The sequence below is a fragment of the Frankia sp. CgJB1 genome (genome assembly GCF_977947065.1).
Genome location: NZ_CDWTNB010000004.1, coordinates 1 through 26,655 on the forward strand (window position 1 = coordinate 1; position 26,655 = coordinate 26,655).

23 protein-coding genes are annotated in these 26,655 nt (G+C 70.3%); 20 read left to right on the forward strand and 3 right to left on the reverse strand.

The window, feature by feature from the left end; translation table 11 throughout:
• Positions 1-97 precede the first annotated feature (97 nt).
• The 17 genes from hrcA (at position 98) to AC08OT_RS01070 (ending at position 19,222) form a co-directional block, all read left to right on the forward strand.
• On the forward strand, positions 98-1,117 hold the full coding sequence (gene hrcA, locus AC08OT_RS00990) for a heat-inducible transcriptional repressor HrcA (RefSeq protein ID WP_476594919.1): 1,020 nt from the start codon (positions 98-100) through the stop codon (positions 1,115-1,117).
• Positions 1,117-2,256 carry a molecular chaperone DnaJ gene (dnaJ, locus tag AC08OT_RS00995; RefSeq protein ID WP_476592129.1) on the forward strand — a complete coding sequence of 380 codons (1,140 nt, stop codon included), beginning with the start codon at positions 1,117-1,119 and terminating at the stop codon, positions 2,254-2,256. Before hrcA ends, dnaJ begins: the two co-directional genes overlap by 1 nt.
• A 123-nt stretch (positions 2,257-2,379) precedes the next feature.
• Positions 2,380-2,577: an RNA methyltransferase PUA domain-containing protein gene (locus tag AC08OT_RS01000; RefSeq protein WP_476592128.1), complete on the forward strand. Its 198-nt coding sequence runs from the start codon at positions 2,380-2,382 to the stop codon at positions 2,575-2,577.
• On the forward strand, positions 2,526-3,080 hold the full coding sequence (locus tag AC08OT_RS01005) for an RsmE family RNA methyltransferase (RefSeq protein ID WP_476592127.1): 555 nt from the start codon (positions 2,526-2,528) through the stop codon (positions 3,078-3,080). Before AC08OT_RS01000 ends, AC08OT_RS01005 begins: the two co-directional genes overlap by 52 nt.
• 156 nt (positions 3,081-3,236) lie before the next feature.
• A complete protein-coding gene (locus tag AC08OT_RS01010; RefSeq protein WP_476592126.1) occupies positions 3,237-4,274 on the forward strand; it encodes a PhoH family protein in 1,038 nt (345 codons plus the stop codon).
• A gap of 28 nt (positions 4,275-4,302) precedes the next feature.
• Entirely contained in the window at positions 4,303-4,899 is a 597-nt protein-coding gene (gene ybeY, locus AC08OT_RS01015) for an rRNA maturation RNase YbeY (RefSeq protein ID WP_476592125.1), read from the forward strand.
• Positions 4,900-4,919: 20 nt separating this feature from the next.
• The gene (locus tag AC08OT_RS01020) at positions 4,920-6,284 is read left to right on the forward strand and encodes a hemolysin family protein (protein WP_476592124.1); all 1,365 of its coding nucleotides are present in this window, start codon (positions 4,920-4,922) and stop codon (positions 6,282-6,284) included.
• A complete protein-coding gene (locus AC08OT_RS01025) occupies positions 6,281-6,706 on the forward strand; it encodes a cytidine deaminase (protein WP_476592123.1) in 426 nt (141 codons plus the stop codon). Before AC08OT_RS01020 ends, AC08OT_RS01025 begins: the two co-directional genes overlap by 4 nt.
• 1 nt (position 6,707) lies before the next feature.
• Entirely contained in the window at positions 6,708-7,631 is a 924-nt protein-coding gene (gene era / locus AC08OT_RS01030) for a GTPase Era (RefSeq protein WP_476592122.1), read from the forward strand.
• 194 nt (positions 7,632-7,825) lie between these two features.
• Positions 7,826-8,557: a DNA repair protein RecO gene (recO, locus tag AC08OT_RS01035; protein ID WP_476592121.1), complete on the forward strand. Its 732-nt coding sequence runs from the start codon at positions 7,826-7,828 to the stop codon at positions 8,555-8,557.
• Positions 8,558-8,845: 288 nt separating this feature from the next.
• Complete coding sequence (locus AC08OT_RS01040; RefSeq protein WP_476592120.1) at positions 8,846-9,643, forward strand: isoprenyl transferase; 798 nt, start codon at positions 8,846-8,848, stop codon at positions 9,641-9,643.
• 41 nt (positions 9,644-9,684) lie between these two features.
• Positions 9,685-10,128: an antibiotic biosynthesis monooxygenase gene (locus AC08OT_RS01045; RefSeq protein ID WP_476592119.1), complete on the forward strand. Its 444-nt coding sequence runs from the start codon at positions 9,685-9,687 to the stop codon at positions 10,126-10,128.
• Between the two features lie 100 nt (positions 10,129-10,228).
• Positions 10,229-10,324 (forward strand): hypothetical protein, encoded by a 96-nt coding sequence (locus AC08OT_RS01050; RefSeq protein WP_476602466.1) that lies wholly within the window; start codon positions 10,229-10,231, stop codon positions 10,322-10,324.
• A gap of 113 nt (positions 10,325-10,437) precedes the next feature.
• Positions 10,438-13,491 carry a glycine--tRNA ligase gene (locus AC08OT_RS01055; protein WP_476602467.1) on the forward strand — a complete coding sequence of 1,018 codons (3,054 nt, stop codon included), beginning with the start codon at positions 10,438-10,440 and terminating at the stop codon, positions 13,489-13,491.
• Positions 13,492-13,567: 76 nt separating this feature from the next.
• Positions 13,568-16,288: a pyruvate, phosphate dikinase gene (ppdK, locus tag AC08OT_RS01060; RefSeq protein ID WP_476592117.1), complete on the forward strand. Its 2,721-nt coding sequence runs from the start codon at positions 13,568-13,570 to the stop codon at positions 16,286-16,288.
• 124 nt (positions 16,289-16,412) lie between these two features.
• A complete protein-coding gene (locus AC08OT_RS01065) occupies positions 16,413-17,099 on the forward strand; it encodes a YdcF family protein (RefSeq protein ID WP_476592116.1) in 687 nt (228 codons plus the stop codon).
• 248 nt (positions 17,100-17,347) lie between these two features.
• The gene (locus AC08OT_RS01070) at positions 17,348-19,222 is read left to right on the forward strand and encodes a transketolase (protein ID WP_476592115.1); all 1,875 of its coding nucleotides are present in this window, start codon (positions 17,348-17,350) and stop codon (positions 19,220-19,222) included.
• 228 nt (positions 19,223-19,450) lie between these two features.
• Here the strand turns inward: AC08OT_RS01070 and AC08OT_RS01075 are convergent, their stop codons facing one another.
• Both AC08OT_RS01075 and AC08OT_RS01080 read right to left on the reverse strand, forming a co-directional pair.
• Complete coding sequence (locus tag AC08OT_RS01075) at positions 19,451-19,990, reverse strand: PH domain-containing protein (RefSeq protein ID WP_476592114.1); 540 nt, start codon at positions 19,988-19,990, stop codon at positions 19,451-19,453.
• 40 nt (positions 19,991-20,030) lie between these two features.
• Positions 20,031-20,186, reverse strand: a complete 156-nt coding sequence (locus AC08OT_RS01080; RefSeq protein ID WP_476592113.1) for a hypothetical protein — start codon at positions 20,184-20,186, stop codon at positions 20,031-20,033.
• A 95-nt stretch (positions 20,187-20,281) separates the two neighbouring features.
• Between AC08OT_RS01080 and AC08OT_RS01085 the strand changes: the two genes are divergently transcribed.
• From AC08OT_RS01085 to AC08OT_RS01095, 3 genes are all read left to right on the forward strand, one after another.
• Positions 20,282-21,544, forward strand: a complete 1,263-nt coding sequence (locus AC08OT_RS01085) for a deoxyguanosinetriphosphate triphosphohydrolase (RefSeq protein WP_476592112.1) — start codon at positions 20,282-20,284, stop codon at positions 21,542-21,544.
• Between the two features lie 463 nt (positions 21,545-22,007).
• Positions 22,008-23,897 carry a DNA primase gene (gene dnaG / locus AC08OT_RS01090; protein WP_476594912.1) on the forward strand — a complete coding sequence of 630 codons (1,890 nt, stop codon included), beginning with the start codon at positions 22,008-22,010 and terminating at the stop codon, positions 23,895-23,897.
• A 40-nt stretch (positions 23,898-23,937) separates the two neighbouring features.
• Positions 23,938-25,116 (forward strand): RNA polymerase sigma factor, encoded by a 1,179-nt coding sequence (locus AC08OT_RS01095; RefSeq protein WP_476593372.1) that lies wholly within the window; start codon positions 23,938-23,940, stop codon positions 25,114-25,116.
• Positions 25,117-25,352: 236 nt separating this feature from the next.
• On the opposite strand, the gene AC08OT_RS01100 is transcribed toward AC08OT_RS01095, so the two are convergent.
• Positions 25,353-26,561 carry a glycosyltransferase family 4 protein gene (locus AC08OT_RS01100; protein ID WP_476593373.1) on the reverse strand — a complete coding sequence of 403 codons (1,209 nt, stop codon included), beginning with the start codon at positions 26,559-26,561 and terminating at the stop codon, positions 25,353-25,355.
• Positions 26,562-26,655: the final 94 nt, after the last annotated feature.

The following is a 26,655-nucleotide window of genomic DNA, read 5'->3' on the forward strand; positions in this document are numbered from 1 at the left end:
ACTTGGCACTCACTGCGGCCGAGTGCCAAGCTGGGTGCCCGCCGCTGTACATGCCGTGGCCCGGCCACGTCCCGCCTGGTGAAGGGGGTGCGACCGCGTGCTGGAGGATCGGCGGCTCGAAGTCCTTCGGGCGATTGTTGAGGACTTTGTGCTGAGCAACGAGCCGGTGGGTTCCAAGGCGCTGGCGGAGCGGCACAACCTCGGTGTGTCATCAGCTACTGTCCGTAACGACATGTCCGCCCTGGAGGAAGAGGGGTACATCACACAGCCCCATACCAGCGCAGGACGGATACCGACGGACAAGGGCTACCGGTTGTTCGTGGACCGGTTGTCCGGGGTGAAGCCGCTGTCCCGGGCTGAACGTCGGGCGATCCAGAGCTTCCTGGAGGGCGCCGTCGACCTGGACGACGTGGTGCGCCGCTCCGTGCGGCTGCTCGCCCAGCTCACCCGGCAGGTGGCCGTCGTGCAGTACCCCTCCCTGTCGAGTAGCAGCATCCGGCACATCGAGGTTGTCACACTCGGCCCGTACCGCCTGCTGATGGTCCTCATCACCGACACCGGGCGGGTCGAGCAGCGTATCGTCGACAGCCTCGTACCCATCGACGACGAGGTCGCCGGCGAGCTGCGTTCCGCGCTCAACTGCGCGCTGGCCGGCCGGCGCTTGGTCGACGCCCCCGACATCGTCGCGGCCCTGCCCGACAGCACCCGCTCCGAGCTGCGCCCCTACCTGACCACGATGGCCGGCGCCGTGCTGGAGTCGTTGGTCGAGCGGCAGGAGGAGCGCATCGCGATGGCCGGGACGGCGAATCTCACGCGGTCCCCGGTCGACTTCGCCGACTCGTTGCGGTCGATACTTGAGGCATTGGAAGAACAGGTCGTGCTGATGAAGCTCATCGGCTCGGCGCGGGAGACCGGTACTGTAACCGTACGGATCGGTCGCGAAACGGATGTGGACGCCCTCCGGTCCACCGCGGTGGTGGCCACGGGATACGGTCGTGGTCCCTTCGCGCTGGGTGGGATGGGGGTGGTCGGCCCGATGCGCATGGACTATCCGGGGACGATGGCGGCCGTCCGGGCCGTCGCCAAATATGTGGGTGAACTCTTGGGTGCCGATTGATGGCAGTGGATTATTACGCCGTTCTGGGCGTACGCCGGGAAGCGTCGAACGACGAGATCAAGCGGGCCTACCGCAAACTGGCCCGTGAGCTGCATCCAGACGTCAATCCAGATCCGGATGCGCAGCAGCGCTTCCGGGGCGTCACGGCCGCGTACGAGGTGCTCTCCGATCCGGAGAAGCGCCAGATCGTCGACCTGGGCGGCGATCCGCTCGCGCCCGGCGGCGGCGGTGGTGGTTCGCCGTTCGGCGCCGGTTTCGGCGGCCTTGGTGACATCATGGACGCCTTCTTCGGCGGCGGGTCGAGCCGTGGGCCCCGGTCCCGGGTCCGGCGCGGCAACGACGCGCTGCTGCGTATCGAGCTCGACCTGTCCGAGATCGCGTTCGGCGCCACGCGCGAGATCACCGTGGACACGGCGGCAGTGTGCTCGACGTGTACCGGCGCCGGTGCGGCTCCCGGCACGCACCCGTCGACCTGCGGTACCTGCGGCGGGCGGGGCGAGGTCCAGCAGGTCACCCGTTCCTTCCTCGGCCAGATGGTGACCTCCCGGCCTTGTCCGCGGTGTTCGGGTACCGGCACCGTGATCGAGCATCCCTGCCGGGACTGCGGCGGCGACGGCCGGGTACGCAAGCGCCGGACGCTCATCGTGAAGATCCCCTCCGGGGTCGAGGACGGCATGCGCATCCGGCTGTCGGGCGAGGGCGAGGTCGGGCCCGGCGGCGGGCCGCCCGGTGACCTTTACGTCGAGGTCTCCGAGAAGCAGCACCCGGTCTTCACCCGGGAGGGCGACGATCTGCACTGTGAGCTGCCGCTGCCGATGACCTCGGCGGCGCTCGGCACCTCCGCCACGCTGGAGACCCTCGACGGCACCGAGACCATCGCCGTGAAGCCCGGCACCCAGCCCGGTGAGGTCATCAAGCTCGCCGGGCGCGGGGTTCCGCATCTGCGGGCCGCCGGGCGCGGTCATCTGCACATCCACATCAACGTCGAGACTCCGACGAAGCTGGACAGCGAGCAGGAGCGGTTGCTGCGGGAGTTGGCGAAGCTGCGCGACGAGGAGGCGCCGGCCGTCGTGGGCGGATCCTCCGGCGGCGGCGCGGCGGGGCTGTTCCGGCGGCGGGGCACGCGCCGCGGCCGTTAGCCCGGTCGTCGGCCGTGACCGCTGCGGAGAGGATGCATCCTGACCAGCGCCCTGTTTCGGCTGTCGCCGCTGCCGATCGCGGACTCGTTCACCCTCGCTGGTCCGGAGGGTCGCCATGCGGCCATGGTGCGCCGGCTGCGGCCGGGGGAACCGGTCGACGTGACCGACGGTCTTGGCCATGCGGTGGAGTGCGAGGTCGTCGCCGTCCGGCGGGATGAGATCGACTGCGCCGGGTCGCCGCCGGGGCCCCGAGCCCCCGGCTGGTTGTCGTGCAGGCCCTTGCCAAGGGGGATCGGGGCGAGCGGGCGGTGGAGATGCTGACCGAGGTCGGTGTCGACGAGATCGTGCCGTGGTCGGCGGCCCGGTCCGTGGCCCGTTGCGAGGGTGTCCGTGGCGTGCGGGCCCGGGAACGCTGGGTCAGAGCCGCGGAGGAGGCGTCGAAGCAGTCCCACCGACTGCACTGGCTAGTGGTGGGCGAGCTGGCCGGCCTGAAGGAGGTTGTCGAGCGGGTGCGGGCGGCGGCGCTTGCCGTCGTCCTGCACGAGGAGGCGACCATCCCGTTGGTCGGACTGGCCCGCTCGGTTGGACTGGTCCGCTCGGTTGAGGTGCTGGAGCGGGTGGGCCCGACCGCCTCGGCGGCGGAGCTGGTGCTCGTCGTGGGCCCCGAGGGAGGGGTGTCCGAGCCGGAACTGGCCACGCTGGGTGAGGCCGGAGCGATTGTGTCGCGGCTCGGTTTGACGGTGCTGCGCACATCCACCGCCGGCGTCGTGGCCGCGGCGGTCGTGTTCGCGGATCTCGGTCGTTGGGACGGCCCGGCGCGGTGATGGATAGACTGGCCAGGTAGCGCCCGTGGTCCGCCTCGCTGGGCGGCCCCTCCGGCTGGAGGGGTTCTGTCCCGGTGTCGGCTGTCCGCGCCGCGCCGCGCCGCCTACCGCAATCATCAATCCTGAGAGGTGCCCCGGCCTCGCTGGCCGCTCTTTATGCCCGAATCCGTTACGCCACCCGTCGCGCCCGACACCAGGGTCCAGACGCGCATTGTCGTACCCGGTCCGCACAGCATGGTGAGTCTGCTCGGTCACCAGGATCAGCTGCTCCGTACCGTCGAGAAGGCTTTCTCCTCGGATATCCATGTGCGTGGCAACGAGATCACCATCACCGGCGCTCCGGCTGAGAACGAGCTCGCTGCCAGGTTGTTCGCCGAGCTCATCGCGCTGCTCGACGCCGGGACGGAGCTCAGCCCGCAGCATGTCGACCATTCGTTGGCGATGCTGCGCAGCGGCGCCGAGGAGCGGCCGGCCGAGGTTCTCACCCTCAACATCCTCTCCAGCCGGGGCCGGACGATCCGGCCGAAGACGCTGAACCAGAAGCGGTACGTCGACGCGATCGACCAGCACACCATCGTTTTCGGGATCGGGCCGGCCGGCACCGGCAAGACCTACCTCGCCATGGCGAAGGCCGTTCAGGCGTTGCAGGCCAAGAAGGTGAACCGGATCATTCTGACCCGCCCCGCGGTCGAGGCGGGGGAACGCCTCGGGTTCCTGCCGGGGACCCTGTACGAGAAGATCGATCCTTACCTGCGGCCGCTCTACGACGCGCTGCATAACATGATCGATCCGGACTCGATCCCGCGGCTGATGCAGAGCGGCACGATCGAGGTGGCCCCACTGGCCTACATGCGCGGCCGGACGCTGAACGACGCCTTCATCATCCTCGACGAAGCCCAGAACACCTCGCCGGAACAGATGAAGATGTTCCTCACCCGGCTCGGCTTCGGCGCGAAGATCGTTGTTACTGGGGACGTGACCCAGGTCGACCTCCCCAGCGGCACCCGCAGCGGGCTGCGGGTGGTCCGGGAGATCCTCGACGGCCTCGACGACGTCCATTTTGCATCCCTGACCAGCTCCGATGTGGTTCGGCACCGGCTCGTGAGCGAGATCGTCGACGCTTACGCCCGCTGGGACGCGGCCAGCGCGCCGCCACCCGCTCCGGCCCGGTCTGCCCGTCGGGACCGACGGTGACCGTCGCCGCGGCCAGAGAGGACCGCTGATGGCCGTATTCGTTGCCAACGAGTCGGGCGCGAGTGACGTCGACGAGGTGAGGCTGGCCGCGCTCGCCCGGTTCGTGCTCGACGCTATGAAGGTGAACCCGCTCGCCGAGCTCTCGGTGATGCTGGTGGAGCCGAAGGCTATGACCGATCTGCACGTCCGGTACATGGGCGAGGGGGGCCCGACCGACGTCCTGTCCTTCCCGCAGGACGACGCCTTCGACGCCTCGTGGTCGGAGTCGGTCGACGACGATCCGACCACCCTGCTCGGCGACGTCGTGCTGTGCCCGGACGTCGCGCGGCGGCAGGCGGAGCAGGCCGGTCACTCCTTCGATCGCGAGCTGTCCCTGCTGTGCACCCACGGCATCCTGCACCTGCTCGGCTACGACCACGCCGAGCCGGACGAGGAACGCGAGATGTGGAAGGTACAGAGCCAGCTGCTCGCGTCGTGGGACGGCGCGGTGCGGGCCCCCGGCGACGCGGACGCCGCCCGCGATGCCGCGGGCGGCGGCGAGGGCCGCCGTAGTGACCAGAGCCGCCGCAGTGACCAGGGCCGTGGCGGTGGCGCCGGAGAGCCCCCTGCCGCGCCCGCACGCTGACCCGGCACAAGGGGGTCCGCATGAGTTCCGGTGATCTTTTTCTCGTCTTCATCGCCGTGATGGGCTCGCTTACCGCGGCGGGTCTCGGCGGCATCGACGCGGCCCTGACCCGGGTCTCCCGGGTGACGGTCGAGGGCTTCTCCCGCCAGGGCCGGGCCGGTGCCCGGAACCTGGCGACCGTCGTGGCCGATCCGGGCCGCTACCTCGCGCTGCTGCTGCTCCTGCGCATCGTCGCGGAGATGCTCGCCGCGGCCTGTATCACGGTGCTGTTCGTGCACGCCTACGGGGCCGGGTTCGCCGCGATCGGCCTCGGGACGCTGGCCTCGACCCTGGTCGCCTACATCCTCGTCGGGGTGATGTCCCGTACCCTGGGCCGCCAGCACGCCCCCGCGGTGGCGTTGGCCAGCGCCGGTCTCACGGTCCGGTTGGCGCGGATCTTCGGGCCGTTGCCCCGGCTGCTGATCGCGTTCGGCAACGCGGTCACCCCCGGCCCTGGTTTCCGGGATGGTCCCTTCGCCTCCGAGGCCGAGCTGCGCGATCTCGTCGACCTCGCCGAGGAGAACGAGGTCATCGAGCGCGAGGAACGCGACATGATCGCGTCGGTGTTCGAGCTCGGGGACACCCTGGTGCGCGAGGTGATGGTGCCGCGTCCGGACATGCTCTTCATCGAGTCGACGAAGACCGTCCGGCAGGCCCTCGCGCTGGCCCTGCGCAGCGGCTTCTCGCGGATCCCCGTCATCGGGGAGAGCGTCGACGACGTGGTGGGGATCGCCTTCCTCAAGGACATGGTCCGCCGGGAACGCGAGGGGGGCGAGGACGGTGCGATCGCTGAGATCATGCGTTCGCCCGCGCTTGTGCCCGAGAGTAAGCCCGCGGACGACCTGCTCCGCGAGATGCAGGCGTCGCGCACCCACATGGCGATCGTCATCGACGAGTACGGTGGAACGGCCGGACTCGTCACCATCGAGGACATCCTCGAGGAGATCGTCGGTGAGATCACCGACGAGTACGACAACGAGGTTCCGCCGGTGGAGCGGATCGACGCTGACACCGCGCGGGTAACCGCCCGGCTCGACATCGACGATCTGGCGAAGCTGTTCCACTTCGATGTGGACGACCTGCCCGGCGCGGACGACACCCTCACCGTCGGTGGCCTGCTGGCCACGGCCCTGGGACGGGTGCCCATCCCGGGTGCGACGGTCACGGTCGGTGGGTTGCGGCTATCGGCGGAACGGGCCGCCGGCCGGCGTAACCAGATCGGCACCGTGGTCGTCCAGCGGTTGCCGCATCCGTCGAACGGCGACGACGGCTCGCCGCCTCCTCGATCCGACGACGGCGGCGAACCCGTGCGCAGCTCGTCGTCGGACAGAAAGGTGAATTCGTGACCGCCGACGTGACCCGGTCGGGGACCGTGCCTGCCGATGGCAACTCGGCCGACGGCGTCCCGGCTCTCGACCTCGCCGCCGAGGACGCGAAGCTCGTGGTGCTGGCCAGGGCGGCGCGGCTGCGTGCCTACGCCCCCTCGGGCGACCCTGCGGAGGGAGCGGCGCTGCGTGACACCGACGGTCGCACCTACGCGGCGGCGACTCTCGGCCTGGGCCGGGCCGAGCTAGCGATCTCGGCGCTGCGCGCGGCGGTGGCCGCCGCGGTGTCCAGTGGCGCCCGCCGGTTCGAAGCTGCCGCGGTGGTCACGCAGAAGGACGAGCTCGACCGCGCCGACCTGGCGACGTTGGCCGAGTTCGGCGTCGGGATCCCGGTGTTCCTCGCCGGCCCGGACGGCGTCGCCCGGACCAGGGTGACCACCTAGCGTGTCGACAACGACCTCGGTGCCGTTCCGGGCCGGCTTCGCCTGCCTCGTCGGACGGCCCAACGCCGGCAAGTCGACGCTGACGAACGCGCTGGTAGGGACGAAGGTCGCCATTACCAGCGGGCGACCACAGACCACTCGGCACGCCATCCGCGGCATCGTCCACCGCGACGACGCCCAGCTCGTCCTGGTCGACACCCCGGGGTTGCACCGGCCGCGCACGCTGCTCGGGCAGCGGCTCAATGACGTGGTGCGGGCCACGCTGTCCGAGGTTGACGTCGTCGGTTTCTGCATGCCCGCGGACGAGCCGGTCGGCCGGGGGGACCGCTTCATCGCCGAGGAGCTGTCCCGGCTGCCCAAGCGCACCCCGGTGGTCGCCATCCTCACCAAGACAGACCGGGTCGCCGATCCCGATCGGATCGGCGCCCGCCTGCTCGAGATCGCCGGGCTCGGCGAGTTCAATGACATCGTTCCAGTCAGCGCGGTGCGCTCCTACCAGGTCGACGTGCTCGCCGACATGCTCGTCGCCCGGCTGCCCGCCGGGCCTGCGCTGTATCCCGGTGGGGAGCTGACCGACGAACCGGAACAGGTGATGGTCGCCGAACTCGTCCGTGAGGCCGCGTTGGAGGGGGTCCGCGACGAGTTGCCGCACTCGCTCGCCGTCGTGGTGGAGGAGATGGTCCCCCGGGAGGGCAGGCCGGCGCAGCGTCCTCTCCTCGACGTCCGGGTGAACGTCTTCGTCGAGCGGCCCAGCCAGAAGGCGATTGTCATCGGGACCAGTGGATCCCGCCTCAAGGAGGTCGGTTCCCGCGCCCGTACCCAGATCGAGGCGCTCCTCGGCACCCCGGTCTTCCTCGATCTACATGTCAAGGTCGCCAAGGACTGGCAGCGCGATCCGCGTCAGCTGCGTCGCCTGGGGTTCTGAGCCGGCTCGCCGCCGGGCCCCACCGGGGCACCGTCCATGCCGCGTCCATGCCGCCATGTACTGCCGTACCTACCCCCGGCTATGGGAACGGGATGCCCGGCGGGCTCCTCAGGAGAACATCCCGGCTGGTACCGGCCATCTGCCGGGCGACCTCGCTTCACCGCATGAACTCGGGGCCGTGCAACCATGGGCGGGTGCCGGTGTATCGCGACGAAGGTGTCGTCCTGCGCACGGCCCCCCTCACCGAGGCCGACCGCATCATTACCGTGCTCACCCGTCGGACCGGTCGGGTGCGGGCCGTCGCCAAGGGTGTCCGCAAGACGTCCTCGCGGTTCGGGTCGCGGCTGGAGCCGGGCACGTACGTCGATCTGCTGCTGCATTCCGGCCGGGCGCTGGACACGGTCACCCAGGCGGACATCATCTCTCCCTACGGCGCCACGATCGCCGTCGACTACCCGAGGTACACCGCGGCCGCGGTGATGCTCGAGACCGCCGAGCGGTTGACCAGCGAGGAACGCCAGCCCGCCCTGCGGCTGTTCCTCCTGCTCGTCGGTGGTCTGCGTACGCTCGCCGGCGGGGAGCGCCCACCCGCGCTCGTCCTCGACGCGTTCCTGCTGCGGGCGCTCGCGGTGTCCGGGTATGGGATGGCCCTAGACGACTGCGCGCGCTGCGGTGGGCCTGGGCTGCACCTGTCGTTGTCCGTGTCGGGCGGCGGCGTAGTGTGCCCGCAATGTCGCCCGCACGGTGCGGCGTCGGTGTCCGCGGGTGCGGTGCGGCTGCTCGCGGATCTGTTGTGCGGTGACTGGGACGGTGCACTGGTCAGTGACGCCCGCGCCCGGCGGGAGGCCGGTGGCATCGTCGCCGCCTATCTCCAGTGGCATCTCGAACGCGGGCTTCGCGCGCTGCCTCATCTGGAGAGGGCGTGACGCGGCCGGGCGCCGTGGTGGAGGTCTCGCGCGTGCGCTGGGACGGTCGTCCCGGGGAGGCGGGCTAGGCGGCCTGGGTGCGACCGCCGGGGAACGGGACCATGGGAGCGGGACGGCGGCGGGACGGGCCGTGGCGGAAGGACGAGGACGGACATGGTGAGGCGGAAAGCGGTGGTGGGTGCGTCCGGCGCGACCCGGCGCCGACGGGGGGACGATGTGGTGATGGCAGGGATCGGCAGGACGGATTGCGGCTTGAAGCCGCCCCGGACGGGTACGGGGAGGCAGGCGGTGGCGCTGCGTAATGATGTGGAGATGCGGTTCCGCGATCCGCATCCCCATCCCTCCGGCGCGCGGCCTCCGGTCCTGCCGTCGCGTCTCGTCCCGCGGCATGTGGGCATCGTCATGGACGGTAACGGACGGTGGGCGAAGAGGCGCGGGCTGGCGCGGACAAAGGGGCACGAGGCCGGCGAGGACGCCCTGTTCGACTGCGTCGAGGGCGCGATCGAGCTCGGGGTCCGATGGTTGTCGGTGTTCGCCTTCTCCACGGAGAACTGGAAACGGTCACCGGACGAGGTGGCGTTCCTGATGCGCTTCACCGACGGGGTGTTCGGCCGGCGCATCGAGGACATGCACGCGCTCGGTGTGCGGGTTCGCTGGGCGGGCCGTCGTCCCCGGCTGTGGGGGAACGTGATCAGGCGGCTGGAGTCGTCCGAGGAACGTACCCGTGACAACGACCGGCTCACCCTGGTGATGTGCGTGAACTACGGCGGCCGGGCCGAGATCGCCGATGCCGCGGCGGCGATCGCCCGGGACGTGCGGGAGGGCCGGCTGCGCGTCGATCGGATCGATGAGGCGACCATCGGCCGCTACCTGGACGAGCCCGATATGCCCGATCTGGACCTCGTCATTCGGACTTCCGGGGAACAGCGGCTCAGCAACTTCCTGCTCTGGCAGGCCGCCTATGCCGAGTTCTCGTTCGTCGAGACGCTCTGGCCGGACTTCGACCGGCGCGATCTGTGGTCCGCCTGTGAGGATTTCGCCCGACGGGACCGGCGCTACGGCGGAACCGTCGCCCACCGCGTCTGATGCCTGGGCCCGACGTTCCGACTGGACCAGACGCTTCCACCGTGCCCGACTGGGCGGCGCCGACGGCCGGTGCTCCGGTCGTTGCCCAGATCGCCTTCGCCGTGCCCGGGGACGCCAGCCCGGGCGGGGCGGGGTTCGCCGCGGCGGCACGCCCGGCGCTCGACGCGCTCGCCCGGGCCCCGGGATTCCGTGGTGGGCGGATCGCCCAGGCGCTCGACGAACCCGGCTCGTGGCTGATGACCACCGAGTGGGACGGGCCGGGTGTGTGGCGTCGCGCGTTGTCCGCCTTCGAGGTGCGGTACGCGCTGACGCCGCTGCTCGTCTTCGCGGTCGACGGGCCCGGCACCTTCGAGGTGCTGATGTCGGTGGACGGGCCGGGTGGCTCGGCGCGGACCCATCGGTCCGACCGTGCGCCGGACGCCGGCACCGCGGCTCCCGGCGAGCTGCCGCGCTCCGCCGGTGCGCCGGGCACCGGCCGGCCGTGACCAGCCGCGGGATTGCCGGTGGGTACCGGTAGCCTCGACTCAGCATCATGGAATCTACGATCTATGGGTTGTGGATCTATGATGTGCAGATCTATGGATCATGGATCATGGATCTGTGAATCATGGATCTGTGAATCATGGATCTGTGAATCATGGATTCGGAGTGTCGATGTCCCTTGGACAGTCCCCTCCCTGACCGCCTGACCGCTCTCTCCGGACACCGGTCGCCGGCGGGCCGGTGTCCGGTCCCCGGAACCGGGGTGTCCGCCCCACTCGTGACCGCGACAGCGAAATGCCGAGGCTCGCTCGATGTTGACCATGCAGGACGCGCTGCTGGCGCTGACCCGTTACTGGACCGACCGCGGCTGCATGATCGTGCAGCCGTTCAACACCGAGGTCGGCGCTGGTACGCTCAACCCAGCCACGGTGCTGCGGGTGCTCGGACCGGAGCCGTGGCGGGTCGCGTACGCCGAACCCTCGGTCCGTCCCGACGACTCCCGCTACGGCCACAACCCGAACCGGCTGCAGACCCACACCCAGTTCCAGGTCATCCTCAAACCGGACCCGGGCAACTCCCAGGAGCTCTACCTGGGCAGTCTCGCGGCGCTCGGCATCGACACCGCCGCCCACGACGTCCGGTTCGTCGAGGACAACTGGGCCTCGCCCGCGCTCGGTGCCTGGGGTCTGGGCTGGGAGATCTGGCTCGACGGCCTGGAGATCACCCAGTTCACCTACTTCCAGCAGGCCGGTGGCCAGACGCTCGACACCGTCAGCGTCGAGATCACCTATGGCGTGGAACGCATCCTCATGGCCCTGCAGGGCGTCCGCCACTTCAGCGAGATTGCTTACGCCCCCGGCATCTCCTACGGCGAGGTGTTCGGCCAGGCCGAGTACGAGATGTCCCGGTACTACCTCGACGACGCCGACATCGACACCGTGCGCCGGCTCTACGCCGACTATGCCGCCGAGGCCCGCCGGCTCATCGACGCCCGGCTGCCCGTCCCCGCGCACTCCTACGTGCTGAAGTGTTCGCACGCCTTCAACATCCTCGATTCCCGGGGCGCGGTCTCCACCACCGAGCGGGCCACCTCCTTCGCGCAGATGCGCGGACTGTCGCGGGAGGTCGCGGCGCTGTGGCGGGACCGCCGCGAGGAGCTTGGCCATCCCCTCGGGGTGGCCTCCCCGCCACCGGCCGCGGTGCCCGCCGCGGTGACCACCCAGATCGAGGCGCCGGCCACCCTGCTGTTCGAGATCGGGACGGAGGAGCTCCCGGCGGCCGAGGTGACCCGGACCATCGAGGCGGTGCGCGCCGGCCTCGTCGAGCGGCTAGCGGCCACCCGCCTCACGCACGGTGCGGTCCGGGTGCTGGGCACTCCCCGGCGCATCGTGGCGATTGTTGACGAGGTGGCGCCCCGGGAGCCGGACGTCGAGCGGGTCGTCCGCGGCCCGCGCGTTTCGGCCGCCTACGACGCCGCCGGCGCGCCGACGAAGGCCGCCGTCGGGTTCGCGCGTGGTCAGGGCGCGGATCCCGCCGGCCTCCAGGTCGTCACCCACCGCGGTGTCGAGCATGTCGCGCTCGTGCGCACCGAGGCTGGCGGGGACGCCGCCCGGGTGCTGGCCGGGGTGCTCGGTGAGCTGGTGGCGGGGCTGCGCGCGGAGCGCAATATGCGTTGGAACGATCCGGCCCTGTCGTTCAGCCGGCCGGTGCGCTGGCTGCTCGCCCTGCTCGGCGAGGCCGTGGTGCCGGTGGCGGTGTCGACGCTCGCGGCCGGTCGGACCACCCGCGGCCACCGGCGGGCCGGCTCCCCGCCGCTCGACGTGCCGAGCGCGTCCGGCTACCCCGAACTGCTCGCCGCCCGCTCGGTCCTGCTCGACCCGGTAGTTCGCCGCGAGCTCGTCGTCGAGGAGGCGGCCAAGCTCACCGCGGACTCCGGCGGTCACATCGACCTCGTCGCCGAGGCGGACGTGCTCACCGAGGTGGCGAACCTCGTCGAGTTCCCGCGCCCGATCCTCGGGTCCTTCGAGGAACGCTTTCTGGACCTGCCGGCGGAGATCCTCACCACCGTCATGCGCAAGCACCAGCGCTACCTGCCGGTGCGTGACGCCGCCGGGCGGCTGCTGCCGTCGTTCGTCGCCGTCGCCGATGGCGAGGTCGACCAGGCGCTGGTCCGCGCCGGCAACGAGGAGGTCATCCGGGCCCGGTTCACCGACGCCGCGTTCTTCTACGACGCCGACGTCACGGTGCCGCCCGAGACGTTCCGGGCGGAGCTCGCGAAGCTGACGTTCGAGCAGCGGCTCGGCTCCGTCGCGGACCGGGCCGACCGCATCGCGGCGCTGGCGCGTGACCTTGCCGAGGAGATCGGCCTCGGTGAGGACGACCGGGCCACCCTGGACCGGGCGGCCGCGCTCGCCAAGTTCGATCTGGCCACCCAGATGGTCATCGAGCTGTCGAGCCTCGCCGGCACGATGGCGCGGGAGTATGCCCGCCGGGCCGGTGAGCCCGAGGCGGTCGCCGTCGCCCTCTTTGAGATGGAGCTGCCTCGCCGGGCCGGTGATCAGCTGCCCGCTACCGCCCCCGGTGGCCTGCTGGCCCTCGCCGACCGGCTCGATCTGCTTGTTGGGCTGTTCGCGCTCGACGCGGCTCCCACGGGGAGTTCGGATCCGTTCGGGTTGCGCCGGGCCGCGCTCGGGGTCGCCGCGATCCTGGGCAGCCGGCCCGAGCTCGCCGGCCTCACCGTCACCGGCGCGCTGGCCCGTGCTGCCCGGCTTACCCCGGTGCCGGTGCCCGCCGAGGCGCTCGAGGCCGCCGGGGCGTTCGTCCGTGGCCGCTACGTCCAGCAACTACTCGACGCCGGGGTGGACCACCGCCTGGTCGGCGCAGTCGGGCCGCTCACCGGCACGCCGGCCCGCGCGGCCGCCACCTTGGTGACACTGCGGCAGCTCGTCCAGGGGGAGCCCGCACCCGCCGCCGGCTTCGCCGCCCTGGCCGCCGCGTTGCAGCGGGTCCGCCGGATCGTGCCGGCCGGGACCCCGGCGGTGCTCGACGCGCAGCGCCTCACCGAACCCGCCGAGATCGACCTGCTGGAGGTCGTGACAGCCCTCGCCCAGCGGCTCGCGCCCTCCGGCGCCGATTCGGCTGTCACCGCGGAGACGCCGGCCGGAGTGATCTCCCTCGATGAGCTGGTCGCCGCAGCCGGAGACCTGCCGGCCGCCGTCGACGCGTTCTTCGACGCGGTGATGGTGATGGCCGACGACCCGGCGGTGCGGGCGGCGCGGCTCGGTCTGCTGGCCTGGATCCGGGACCTGACGGCCGGAGCTCTCGACTGGGAGGCTCTCGGCTCGCTGCCCGCTTCCGGTTACTGATCATGGGCATTCTGGCTGCGCATACCGTTACCACGGGTTAGCGTCTGGGTATCACTCCGGGGCGGAAGGGACGACCATGGCGCGCTACGTGTATGGCTTCCACCAGGGCAACAAGGATATGAAGGATCTTCTCGGCGGTAAGGGCGCGAACCTCGCCGAGATGACGAATCTCGGCCTGCCCGTCCCGCCCGGGTTCACCATCAGCACCCAGGCGTGCCGGGAGTACCTTGCCGGCGGCGAACCGGTCGGGCTACGGGTGGAGATCGATCAGCATCTTGCCGCTCTGGAGACCGCCCGGGGACGGCGGCTCGGCCAGGCCGACGATCCGCTGCTGGTGTCGGTGCGTTCCGGCGCGAAGTTCTCCATGCCCGGGATGATGGACACCATCCTGAACATCGGCCTGACCGACCAGGCCGTCTTGGGCCTGGCCGAGCAGTCGGGTTCGCCGCGGTTCGCCTGGGACTCCTACCGCCGGCTGCTGGCCATGTTCGGCCGGACCGTCCTCGGTGTCGGCGAGCCGTCGTTCGACGCGGCTCTCGAGGCGGCGAAGCGGGCCAAGGGCACCAGCAGCGACCTCGACCTCGACGAGAACGACCTGCGGGCGCTCGTCGCGACCTACCAGCGGATCGTGCTCGAGCGCACCGGCCGTCCCTTCCCCCAGGATCCCCGCGAGCAGCTGGATCTCGCGATCCGAGCGGTGTTCGACTCCTGGAACGGGCCGCGGGCCCGGCTGTACCGCCGTACCGAGCGCATTACGGACGATCTCGGGACGGCAGTGAGCGTCGTCGCGATGGTGTTCGGCAACCTTGGAACGGACTCGGGCACCGGGGTGGCCTTCACCCGGGACCCGGGCAACGGGGAACCCGGCGTGTACGGAGACTATCTGCCCAATGCCCAGGGCGAGGATGTGGTGGCCGGGATCCGTAACCCGGTTCCCCTCGCCGAGCTGGAGCGGATCGACCCGGCATCCTTCACCGAACTGCGCGAGATCATGACGCGCTTGGAGAAGCACTACCGGGACCTGTGCGACATCGAGTTCACGATCGAACATGGCAGGTTGTGGATCCTGCAGACCCGCGTCGGCAAACGCACTGCCGCGGCGGCCTTCCGGATCGCCGCCACGCTCGCCGAACGCGGTGTCATCGACGATGACGAGGCGCTGTGCCGGGTGAGCGGCGACCAGCTCGCCACCCTGATGTTCCCGCGTTTCGACGACACGGCCCGCCCCGCCCCGATCGCGACGGGAGTGAACGCCGCGCCCGGGGCTGCGGTGGGGGAGGCCGTCTTCGACGCCGCCGAGGCGGTGCGGGTGGCGGCCGAGGGCCGACCGGTCATCCTCGTCCGCCGCGAGACGAACCCCGACGACCTCGCGGGCATGCTCGCGGCGCGCGGAATCCTGACCTCCCGGGGCGGCCGGACGTCGCATGCCGCCGTCGTCGCCAGAGGATTGGGCCGGACCTGCGTGTGCGGGGCCGAGGAGATCGAGGTCGATCCCGCCGGTCGCCGCCTCACCACCGGGCGGGGCGTGGTCGTGCGGGAGGGGGACATCCTCTCCATCGACGGGACCACCGGCGCGGTATACCCCGGTCCCGTACCGCTCGTCCCGTCACCGGTCGTCGAGTACTTCGAGGCCGGCCATCCCGACCATGCCGGCCATTCCGGCCGCCTCGACCATCCCCGGCCGGGCGGGGACCTGGTCGCCGCCGTGGATCGGCTGATGCGGCACGCCGACCGGTCCCGCCGGCTGCGGGTCCGCGCGAATGCCGACACCGGGCCGGACGCCGCGCGGGCCCGCCGGTTCGGCGCCGCGGGTATCGGGCTGTGCCGCACCGAGCACATGTTCCTCGGGGACCGTCGTGTCCTGGTCGAGCAGATGATCCTCGCGGGAACGCCGGCCGAGCGGACCGAGGCGCTCAGCCGGCTGCTTCCTCCGCAACGGGAGGATTTCGTCGAGATCTTCACCGCGATGGACGGTCTGCCCGTCACGGTCCGGCTGCTCGATCCGCCGTTGCACGAGTTCCTCCCGGACCTCACCGAGCTGTCCGTGTCGATCGCCGCCGCGGACGCCGCCGGAAGCCCGGTCGACGACGTCGACCGGGCGAGGCTGGCGGTCCTGCGGGGCATGCACGAGACCAACCCGATGCTGGGTCGCCGCGGCGTCCGACTCGCTCTCACCGTCCCGGGGCTGGTGGAACTGCAGGCGCGGGCGATCGCCGAGGCGCTGGTGCGCTGCCGCCGCGTGGGCGGTGATCCCCGTCCCGAGATCATGATTCCGTTTATCTCCACCGCGGCGGAGCTGGATGCCGTCCGGGACCGGGTGCGCGGGGTACTAGCCGAGGTCGGCGCCGAGAGCGGCCTGGAGATCGACCTGCCGATCGGCACGATGATCGAGGTTCCGCGGGCGGCGCTCACCGCGGACCAGATCGCCCGCCGCGCCGAGTTCTTCTCGTTCGGCACCAACGACCTCACCCAGCTGCTCTGGGGTTTCTCCCGGGATGACGTCGAGGCATCGTTGCTGCCGCGCTATCTCGACCTCGGCATCCTGGCCGGGTCGCCGTTCGCGTCGGTGGACCGCGACGGGGTGGGCGCCCTGATGAGGACGGCGGTCCGGGCCGGGCGGGGCGCCCGGCCCGATCTCGGCCTCGGCGTCTGTGGCGAGCACGGCGGCGATCCCGATTCCGTGCACTTCTTCGCCGAACTCGAGCTCGACTACGTTTCCTGTTCGCCGTTCCGGGTGCCGGTGGCCCGGCTGGAGGCCGGGCGTGCCGCGGTTCTCGGCCGGTCGGCGGTCGGGTGAGTTTCCGCCCGGCCCGTTCCCTGCCCTTCCCGGGCTGGAATCCCGATCGGGGTTGGGCGGATGAACGGGGCAGTTGCCCTATGATGTCGGTCGTGTGCCCATAGGGACGCTACTGTTCGTTCGCGTGGGCCTGTCCCGTCCTCGTCTCATCGTCAACCCGTTTCGCGCGACCTGGCACCGCGTGCCATGGTGGCGTTGGATGATGTGGGCGGTGGCGGCTGTCCTCCTCGGCATCATGGTTCTCGCCGTGGTGACGTTTCTGCAGGTCTGGTGGGTGGGCAGGGAGGATCATCGGCCCCGGTCCGACGTCCTCGTGGTGCTCGGTGCCTTGCAGTACGACGGGCGTCCCTCGGCGGTCCTCGCCGCTCGTCTCGACCACGTGCTGGAGCTCTACCGGGAGGGAGTCGCCCCTCAGGTGATCACAGTCGGTGGGAAGCAGCCGGGCGACCGTTACACCGAGGGCGGGGCCAGCGCGACCTATCTGCGGCAGCGGGGTATCCCCCCGAGCCGGGTGCTCGTCCTCCCCGAGGATTCGAACACGCTCGGGTCGCTGACCGCCGTAGCCGGGTTGATGAACTCGCGGCACTGGCACACCGCCGTGCTGGTCACCGATCCCTGGCACAGCCTGCGTTCCCGGACGATGGCCCGTGACCTCGGTGTCGACGCCGTCACCTCCCCGGTCGACCGGGGGCCGGCCGTCCACGGCTTCGGCACGCAGGTCCGGTACATCATCCGCGAGGGGATTGGTTACCGGTGGTATCAGCTCTTCCGCCAGGCATCACCACCTTCGGCGACCACCCGGGCCGTCTGACACCGGGTCGACGCTCGTCAGCAGCAGCGGATACGAACCCGTGACGCCTCTGACATATCAAGGCCCGCTTCGGCCCTCTTTGCCGTCGGCCGCCGCTGATACGGTTCGGATCGCCGGGTGAGGGGGTAGTGCGACACGTGGTAGTGAGGCAAAGCGGCGGAGTCGGCTGCCCGAGGCGCGAGAGAACCCTCCGGAGATTACCTTCCGGGTGTGTAACGACACTGTAACGACACTGTAAGGAGACTGGTGTGGCAACTCCCGTATCCGAGAGCACGGTCGGGACGGCCGACCTGGAGACGGTTCGGGAACTCGCGCAGCAGCTGCGGGTCGACTCGGTGCGCAGCAGCACCTCGGCGGGTTCCGGGCATCCCACCTCGTCGATGTCGGCCGCGGACGTGCTGGCGGTTCTCGTCGCGCGCCACCTTCGATACGACTGGGACAACCCGGTGGACCCGGCGAACGATCATCTGATCTTTTCGAAGGGGCACGCCTCCCCGCTGATCTACTCCATCTTCAAGGCGGTCGGGGTCGTCGGTGACGACGAGTTGATCAATGGTTACCGCCGTTTCGGCGAGCGGCTCCAGGGCCACCCGACGCCTGTCCTGCCGTGGGTCGACGTCGCGACCGGGTCGCTCGGGCAGGGCCTGCCCGACGGCGTGGGCGTCGCGCTCGCCGGTAAGTACCTGGACAAGGTGCCCTACCGAGTCTGGGTGATCTGCGGTGACAGCGAGATGGCGGAGGGCTCGGTCTGGGAGGCACTGGACAAGGCCTCCTACTACAACCTCTCCAACCTCATCGCGATCGTCGACGTCAACCGGCTCGGCCAGCGCGGCCCGACCGAGCTCGGCTGGGACCTCGACACCTATGCCAAGCGGGTGGAGTCCTTCGGCGCCCGCGCGGTCGTCGTCGACGGCCACGACATCGCCGCGATCGACGCGGTGCTCGCCGACGCCGAGGACGTCACCCGGCCGACCGTCATCCTCGCCCGCACCCGCAAGGGCGAGGGCTTCTCCGAGGCCGCGGACGTCGAGGGCTGGCACGGCAAGCCGTTCCCCGCCGACATGGCCGATCGCGCCATCGCCGAGCTCGGCGGCCTGCGTGACCTGCGGGTTCGCGGTCCGGTGCCGCCCGGGGACCTTCCCCGACCGGCGCCGGTCGAGCGGCCCGCCATCACGCTGCCCACCTACGATCTCGGCGCCAAGGTGGCGACTCGGCGCGCCTACGGCCAGGCGCTCGCCGCGCTCGGAGCCCGCACCGACGTGGTGGCGCTCGACGCGGAGGTCAGCAACTCGACCTACTCCGAGGACTTGGCCAAGATCTATCCGGACCGCTTCTTCGAGATCTTCATCGCCGAGCAGCAGCTCGTCGCGGCGGCGGTCGGGCTGTCGGTGCGTGGCTACGTGCCCTTCGCCTCCACGTTCGCGGCGTTCTTCTCCCGGGCCTACGACTTCATCCGGATGGCGGCGATCTCCCAGGCCGACATCCGGCTGTCCGGCAGCCACGCGGGAGTCGAGATCGGCGCCGACGGGCCGTCGCAGATGGCGCTCGAGGACCTCGCCATGATGCGGGCGGTCGGCGGCTCGACGGTGCTCTACCCGAGCGACGCGACGTCCGCTGCGAAGCTCGTCGAGGCGATGACGGATCTGCCCGGGGTCAGCTACCTGCGCACCACCCGTGGCGCCTACCCCGTGCTCTATGGCCCGGACGAGCCGTTTGCCCCCGGTGGTTCCAAGGTGCTCCGCCGATCGGACGCCGACACCGTCACGCTCATCGGTGCCGGTGTCACCCTGCACGAGTCGCTGGCCGCGGCGGGCACGCTCGCGGCCGAGGGGATCGCGGCCCGCGTGGTCGACCTGTATTCCGTGAAGCCGGTCGACGCGGCGACGCTCGCCGACGCCGCCCGGGCCACCGGCGGGCGCATCGTCGTCACCGAGGATCACTACCCGGAGGGCGGACTGGCCAGCGCGGTGCTGGAAGCGCTCAGCGACGGCAGCGTGCCGCTGTCGGTCCGTCATCTCGCGGTGCGGTCGCTGCCGGGTTCCGGGACGTCGCAGGAGCTCTTGGACGCGGCCGGCATCTCCGCGAAGCACATCGTCGAGGCTGCCCGCGGCCTGCTGCGCTGACCCGTCCAGGGCCAGCGGCCGGCCGGCGGGCGGGGGAAGGCACAAGGCTGACATCCGGCGGGACCGGGGGAGATCCCCCGGTCCCGCCTTCGTCGTTGTCGCATGCCTGACCAGGCGTGAGCATGAGCAGGATCGGTGGGGACGTCCGGCGACGGGTACCTCGCACCCGGTCAGGGCACCCGGTCAGGCCTGCGCCAACCCGTCGGGCCCGGTCCCGCGGGCCGTCCCTCAGTCGTCTCCGGCTGGGGCGGGTGCTCCACCGAAGGTCATGTCGACCAGGGTGAGGTAGAGCCGGTCCGGGCGCGGCAGAAACTTGATCTTGGAAAGTGCCTGGTCCTGGCCGGCGGACTCCACGACGAACTCGCCGTACCCGAGCAACCGGCCAAGCGGGTCCCGGTTGTACGTGAGATCCGTGATCTTGGACAGTGGCATCGTCTGGACCTTGCGGAAGAAGATCCCGGACACCTTCAGTAGTCGCTTGTCAGTGATCATAAGATGCTCGAACTGCCAATCGACGACCCCCCACAGCATCCTCAAGATCATGAAGAGGGCGAAGTACCACAGCAGCGTGGTGATGATGCCGGCGTCAACGTCCTGCGCGGCGAGCAGGATGTTCGCCACGAGCGCGAGCAGTACGGCCCCGATGGTCTGCAGGAAGACGGGTAGCAGGACCGCCCAGTGTGACCGCACCATCATCACCAGGCGTTCCTGGGACGCGAGGTACTTGGTGTCGCGCTGAGCCGGGTCCGGAAGCTGGAGTCTCACCACGCCCGCAGTGTCCCAGACATCAAGAGTGGCCGGGTAGCCATTACAGAGCGGTATCGGTTACGAACTGGGACGCCCCGTTACCGATGGACTGCAGCCAGTCGAAGACGCGGTCGATGATACTGGCCGCGCTGTTGGGCGCGGTCACCACGAAGAAGATGAGGAACGCGATCGCCCCATATCTAATGATCTTGTCCACAGCGGGCCTCCGGGCCGATTCGGGGAAGGGTGCGCACAAAGTATCGCCGCTGAGCTCGACGGAGGTCGCGGAATCGCGCCGATACTCTCAAGCTCGTGGTCAGTGAGTGGTATGATGCCTTGGACGCGGCCCGTCGGGTCGTGGAACGCCCGAAGGCCACACCGGCCCAGCGCCGTCCCTTCGCCCGGGACCGAGCCCGGGTGCTGCACTCCAGCGCGCTGCGCAGGCTGGCGGGAAAAACCCAGGTCGTGGGCCCGCTCGACGACGACTTCCCGCGTACCCGGCTGACCCACTCCCTGGAGACCGCCCAGGTGGGCCGGGAGCTCGCCGAGGAGCTGGGAGCGGACCCCGACCTGGTCGAGGCGGCGTGCCTCGCACATGATCTGGGTCATCCCCCTTTCGGGCATAACGGCGAGCTGGCGCTTGACGAGGCCGCAGCCGCCTGCGGTGGCTTCGAGGGCAACGCCCAGAGCCTGCGCGAGCTGACTAGGCTCGAAGTCAAGATCGTCGACTGTGGCGGTCGCAGCGCAGGCCTGAACCTTACCCGGGCGACCCTGGACGCAGCGACGAAGTACCCGTGGCCGCGCCGCCCTGGGCCCCGGGCGGACAGCGCGAAGTTCGGCGCCTACGCCGACGACCTGTCCGTGCTCCGCTGGGTCCGGGAGGGCGCACCGGCCGGCCGGTGCTGTATCGAGACGCAGATCATGGACTGGGCGGACGACGTGGCCTATTCGGTGCACGACCTCGAGGACGGGGTCGTCGCCGGACACATCGATCTAGCCGCCCTCGACGATTCCGGCCGCCGGGCGGAGCTCGCCGCCGCGACCGCCGTCCGCTACCCGGGGCCGTCCGCCGAGGCGGTGGCGGCCGCCCTGGGCACCCTGCGGTGCCAGCCCTGGTGGGTCCGCTCCGAGATCACCTCGGCCCGGGGCCAGGCCGCCCTGCGGGCGATGACCAGCGAGCTCATCGCCCGGTTCGCGCACAGCGCGGTCCGTGCCACCCGGGTGTGCCATCCCGACGGTCCGCTGCGGCGCTATGGCGCGGATCTGGTGGTGGATCCGGACACCGTGGCCGAGTGCACGGCGCTCAAGGGGGTCACCGCCTGGTATGTGATGGAGCGGCCGGGTGCCCGCGCCCGGCAGTCCCGGCAGCGGGAGGTGGTCGCGGAGCTCGTGGCGATGCTCTCCCGGGGCGCGCCGGACGTGCTCGAGCCGTCGTTGCGCGCGGCCTACCGCATGGCCGCCGACGATGCGGCACGGCTACGGGTCGTCATCGACCAGGTGGCGCGTCTGACCGACGCCAGCGCCGAGCGGCGGCATGCGCTGCTGTGTGGACGACCGGCGCCGTGGGTCCTGTGAGCCACGAGTCCGGTGTGCGGGGGTCCGGTGCGTGCCGGATCCGTGCGTGCCGGATCCGTGCGTGGTGGGTCCGGTGGGCGTCCGCCGCTGGCCCGATGGCCCGACGGTGTTTCGGGTGTTCCCCCGTTCGGGGGGACACCCGCTCCCTCGGATGGGGGAGTGAGCCGGTGCGCGGCCCGCGGCCCGACGTCGCAGCTCGGCACGCACGTCACGGCCGCTGTCCCCAACATTCACGTGGCATGATCGGTACTGTCGTGCTTACGACACGTACCATCGCAGCGGTAGGACCGATGTGAGGGCGCCGCGTCACTCGTCGACAGGGCGGGTGGGCCGGCGGGTGGTGTTCCTAGTATCGATCCGGCGGGAATGGACGTGGCAAACATATTGACGGGCGCTCTGCCCCGGGCGAGCTACCTCTCGTTCGGGTACCCGCAGAGTCTCAACGCGGACTTGGGAGGGACGGGTGGGGGGACGAATCCGTGACGCCGACGTCGCCCTGGTCCGGGAGCGCTCGCCGATTGCGGACGTCGTGGCCGAGCACGTACAGCTGCGTCCGGCGGGGCGTAACGAGCTCGTCGGGCTGTGCCCGTTCCATGATGAGAAGTCACCCTCCTTCTACGTCAATGCGGCAACTGGCCTGTTCCACTGTTTCGGATGCCAGCAGGGTGGCGACGTCTACTCCTTCGTGCGGGAGATCGACGGGCTGACCTTCCGGGAGGCGGCGGAACGCCTGGCGCGTCGGGCCGGGGTGACGCTGGCCTACGAGGGCGGTGGAACCACCGGCCGTACGGTGTCCAGCCAGCGGCAGCGGCTGCTGGAGGCGCACCGGGTGGCCGCCGAGTTTTACGCCGAGCAGCTAGGGTCGCAGGCCTCCGCGCGCGCCGGCTGGGACTTCCTCGCCGCGCGGGGATTCGATCTTACCGCGGCGGCGCGCTTCGAGGTCGGCTACGCCCCGACCGGCTGGGACACCCTCACCCGGCATCTGCTCGCCCGGCGCTTCACCGGCGAGGAGCTGGTGCTCGGGGGGCTGGCCAAACAGGGCGCCCGCGGGGGCCTGATCGACCGTTTCCATCATCGGCTGATGTGGCCGATCAAGGATCTCGCCGGTGAGGTGGTCGGCTTCGGTGGGCGACGCCTCGCCGAGGAGGACGCCTCGAACGCCGGGCCGAAGTACCTCAACACGCCGGACACGCCGTTGTTCAAGAAGGCGAACCTGCTCTACGGCGCCGACCTCGCCCGCCGTGACATCGCCCGGCGGTACCAGGTCGTGGTGGTCGAAGGTTATACCGACGTCATGGCCTGCCATCTCGCCGGGGTCACCACGGCCGTGGCGACCTGTGGCACCGCCTTCGGCTCCGAGCACGTCGCGGTGGTCCGCCGGCTGCTCATGGACTCCGACGAGCGTCGCGGTGAGGTGATTTTCACGTTCGACGGCGACGCGGCCGGGCAGAAGGCGGCGCTACGCGCCTTCGAGCACGAGGAGCGTTTCGCCACCCAGACCTTCGTGGCGGTGGAATCCTCCGGCCGCGACCCCTGCGAGCTGTGGATGAGCGGTGGCGACGGCGCCGTGCGGGATCTGGTGGCCAGCCGGGTGCCGCTGGTCGAGTTCGCAATCCGCGGGGTGCTCGACCGCTACGACCTCAACACCACCGAGGGCCGGCTCGCCGCCTTGGACGCCGTCGCGCCGCTGGTCAACCGGCTCAAGGACGCCGCGTTGCGGCACCGGTACGCGGTGAACCTGGACCGCTGGCTGGGTTTTCTCGACGAGCGGTTCGTGGTGGGCCGGGTGGCCGAGCACCGGTCGCGGCAGGGGGGCGAGCGGGCTGGCGCCCGTTCCGCGCCGATGCGCCGGCACGGGGCGGGGGCCGATGACGCGGCGGTCATCGTGGAGCGTGAGGCGCTCAAGCTGGCCGTTCAGTATCCCGGGCTTGCGGGCCCGATGTTCGACACGCTGGCTTCGGAGATGTTCACTGTTCCCGCGCACCGTGCCGTCCGTGACCTCATCGCCGAGGCCGGTGGGGTGTGCGCGGGGCTGGCGAGGTCCGGTGAGGTCACCACCTGGGTAACCGAGCTGACCGCGGCGGCTCCGGAGGAGGAGCTGCGACGCTTCGTTACTGCCCTCGCAGTGGAGAGGGTGCTGTGCGACCACGATGTGGATGATCGTTATGTCGACGAACAGATGTCGCGGGTACAGGAGTTGCATGTGACCCGTCGGATCACGGACCTGAAGTCGCGTGTGCAGCGGCTCAACGGGGTGACCGACGCCGAGGCCCTCCGCCGTGCATTCGGCGAGCTGATTGCTTTGGAGCAGCACAAGCATCAACTCCGGGAGCGGGGCGTAGGTGCCGCGTAACCTGGGTCGATCCCGAGAAGGAAGTGACGAGATTCCGCCCATGAGTCCTACCGTCCTACCCCGCGAAGCCCAGGTGGACGAGGTCAAGGACCTCATCATCCGGGGCAAGGAGATCGGGTTCCTCACCACCGAGGATGTCACGGTCGCCATCCAGGCCGCGGAGCTCCCCCCGGAGCAGGCCGAGACGGTGCTGCAGGTGCTGAACGACGAGGGCATCGAGGTACTCGAGGCGGGAGGTGAGAGCCCCGACGAGGCGGATCTGCTGGCCCGCCGTCGCCGCGAGGAGGAGGAGCTCGCCCTCAAGGCGCCGACTTCCGACCCGGTGCGCATGTACCTCAAGGAGATCGGCAAGGTCCCCCTGCTCACCGCCGAGGAGGAGGTCGATCTCGCCAAGCGGATCGAGGCGGGGCTGTTCGCCTCCGAGAAGCTGGCGGTGGCCACCAAGAAAACTTCCCCGCAGATGCGGCGGGACCTCGAGGCCATCGAACGCGACGGGCAGATCGCCAAGCGCAAGCTGGTTGAGGCGAACCTGCGTCTCGTCGTCTCGATCGCCAAGCGGTACGTCGGGCGCGGCATGCTGTTCCTGGACCTCATCCAGGAGGGCAACCTCGGCCTGATCCGGGCGGTCGAGAAGTTCGACTACACCAAGGGCTATAAGTTCTCGACCTATGCCACCTGGTGGATCCGGCAGGCGATCACGCGGGCCATCGCCGACCAGGCACGCACCATCCGCATCCCGGTGCACATGGTCGAGACCATCAACAAGCTGATCCGCATCCAGCGGCAGCTCCTGCAGGACCTCGGCCGGGAGCCGAGTCCGGAGGAGATCGCCAAGGAGATGGATCTCACTCCGGACAAGGTGCGTGAGATCCTCAAGGTCTCACAGGAGCCGGTGTCGCTGGAGACCCCCATCGGTGAGGAGGAGGACTCCCACCTCGGGGACTTCATCGAGGACTGCGACGCCGTCGTCCCGGTAGACGCGGCTAGCTTCATCCTGCTTCAGGAGCAGCTCGACTCGGTCCTGCACACCCTGTCCGACCGGGAGAAGAAGGTCATCCAGCTGCGCTTCGGGCTCACTGACGGGCACCCGCGTACGTTGGAGGAGGTCGGGCGCGAGTTTGGGGTCACCCGGGAGCGCATCCGCCAGATCGAGTCGAAGACGCTGTCCAAGCTTCGGCATCCCTCCCGGTCGCAGAAGCTGCGCGACTACCTGGAGTAGGAGTGGCCGGCAACCATTTCCGGCTGTTGACTGCCGATAGTGTTATGGTTACCTCTGGTCGATATTTGATATTCGTATCGGGTTCGGTATCGGGGTTTACTGACCTGTGTGTCGCGTCGCGTGAGGATCAGTCCGATCCGTTCGATGCATTTTTCATGATCAGGCGGGTTCCTCGATGACCGTCCGGATCATTCAGGCCCGGGATGGACGCTCTCGTCGTGATCCGGATCCGGGAGTCACGCCGATCCGGTGGGAGTATTGACCCGTGTCGCCCCCCGCCGGGTTCCGGCACCCGTGGGCTGGACCGGGATGTCCCGGCCCTCGCTGCTCGGTAGCCGTCCGGTCAGGGCGGTGAAAACCGTGCGGAGGTAGTCGTCGGGCCGGGTGGCAGCCTCGGCCCACTCCGCGGCGCGCCGGCCGACGCGGGCCAGTCGCGCTCGGTCGGCGAGCATGCCGTGCAGGACGTCCGCCAGCGCCTGCGCCGACTCGTCCATCGGCGTCTGCCCGGTCACGCCGTCCTGGTAGGCGTCGTGGCTACCGCCTGAGGCGGGTCCGATCACCGCGCACCCGGCGAGCTGCGCCTCGAGCAGCACGATGCCGTAGCCCTCGCCGCTGATCCGTGGCCCGCGCGAGCGGGTGCGGGTGCACAGCGCGAACAGGTCGGCGGTGGCGTAGAGACGTGCCAACGCGTCGTCGGCCGGGGACTCGTGCAGCTCGGTGTCGGGGTGCGCGGACACCAGCTCGTGCAGGGCCCCGGGTGCCGGGCCCCGCCCGGCGAACACCAGCCGGACCGGGCCGAGAGTGGCCCGGACGGACTCCACGGCCTCCAGCAGGACCCCCGCACCCTTGCTCACCCAGTCACTGAGCCGGAACACGCTCAGCATGGTCGGTACGGGGGACAACGGCCGGCGGCGGCTCGCCTCGGCCAGCAGGGTCGCCCGCCACGTCGGTGAGATGCCCGGCCGGAGGATGGGCGCCAGCCCCAGCGTCGACAGCGCGCCGGCGCTGTAGGAACTGATCGTGACCGGGCGCAGGAGCGGGTCGGCGCGCAGGATCGCGCGGTCGGTGCGGCGCATGCCCCAGATGTCGGTGCCGTAGAGCAGCACTGGGCCGAGGCGGGCCCGGGACAGTCGGACGGCTGCCGCCGCGACGGGGATGAGGTTGGCGTGCCCGGCGACCACACTGTCGGCCTGGCCGAAGCGGCGCGCCGCAGCGAGCGCGCGCGACGCGAAGCGCGCCCTGATCGCCGGGGTCAGCTCGACGCCTGACTCCAGCATGTCGACCCGCAGGAGATCGGCCCCACCGGCCCGCAGTGTCTCCTCGACCGTCGAAAGATAACGCTCGATCCCACCACCGAGGCCGCGGGAACTGCTCAGCAGCAGAACCCGGGCAGGTCGATCGGTGAGGGAGGCGGTCGGGGCGGTGGATCGGCGTGAGATCTGCACGGAGAGTGATTTTAATGTTTCTCCAGGTGCTAGTCCTGTGTTGTGGAGCGTGTCATAGTAACGTTTCGAGTTCTCTTGACTGCCTGTAGCTTCT

Bases quoted from the DNA above. Each gene is read 5' to 3' on its own strand.
- AC08OT_RS01000 (WP_476592128.1), top strand. From the start codon at position 2,380: ATGGTGCGCCGGCTGCGGCCGGGGGAACCGGTCGACGTGACCGACGGT.
- dnaJ (WP_476592129.1), top strand. From the start codon at position 1,117: ATGGCAGTGGATTATTACGCCGTTCTGGGCGTACGCCGGGAAGCGTCG.
- AC08OT_RS01095 (WP_476593372.1), top strand. From the start codon at position 23,938: ATGAGTCCTACCGTCCTACCCCGCGAAGCCCAGGTGGACGAGGTCAAG.
- ppdK (WP_476592117.1), top strand. From the start codon at position 13,568: ATGGCGCGCTACGTGTATGGCTTCCACCAGGGCAACAAGGATATGAAG.
- AC08OT_RS01020 (WP_476592124.1), top strand. From the start codon at position 4,920: ATGAGTTCCGGTGATCTTTTTCTCGTCTTCATCGCCGTGATGGGCTCG.
- AC08OT_RS01055 (WP_476602467.1), top strand. From the start codon at position 10,438: ATGTTGACCATGCAGGACGCGCTGCTGGCGCTGACCCGTTACTGGACC.
- AC08OT_RS01010 (WP_476592126.1), top strand. From the start codon at position 3,237: ATGCCCGAATCCGTTACGCCACCCGTCGCGCCCGACACCAGGGTCCAG.
- AC08OT_RS01050 (WP_476602466.1), top strand. From the start codon at position 10,229: ATGGATCATGGATCTGTGAATCATGGATCTGTGAATCATGGATCTGTG.
- ybeY (WP_476592125.1), top strand. From the start codon at position 4,303: ATGGCCGTATTCGTTGCCAACGAGTCGGGCGCGAGTGACGTCGACGAG.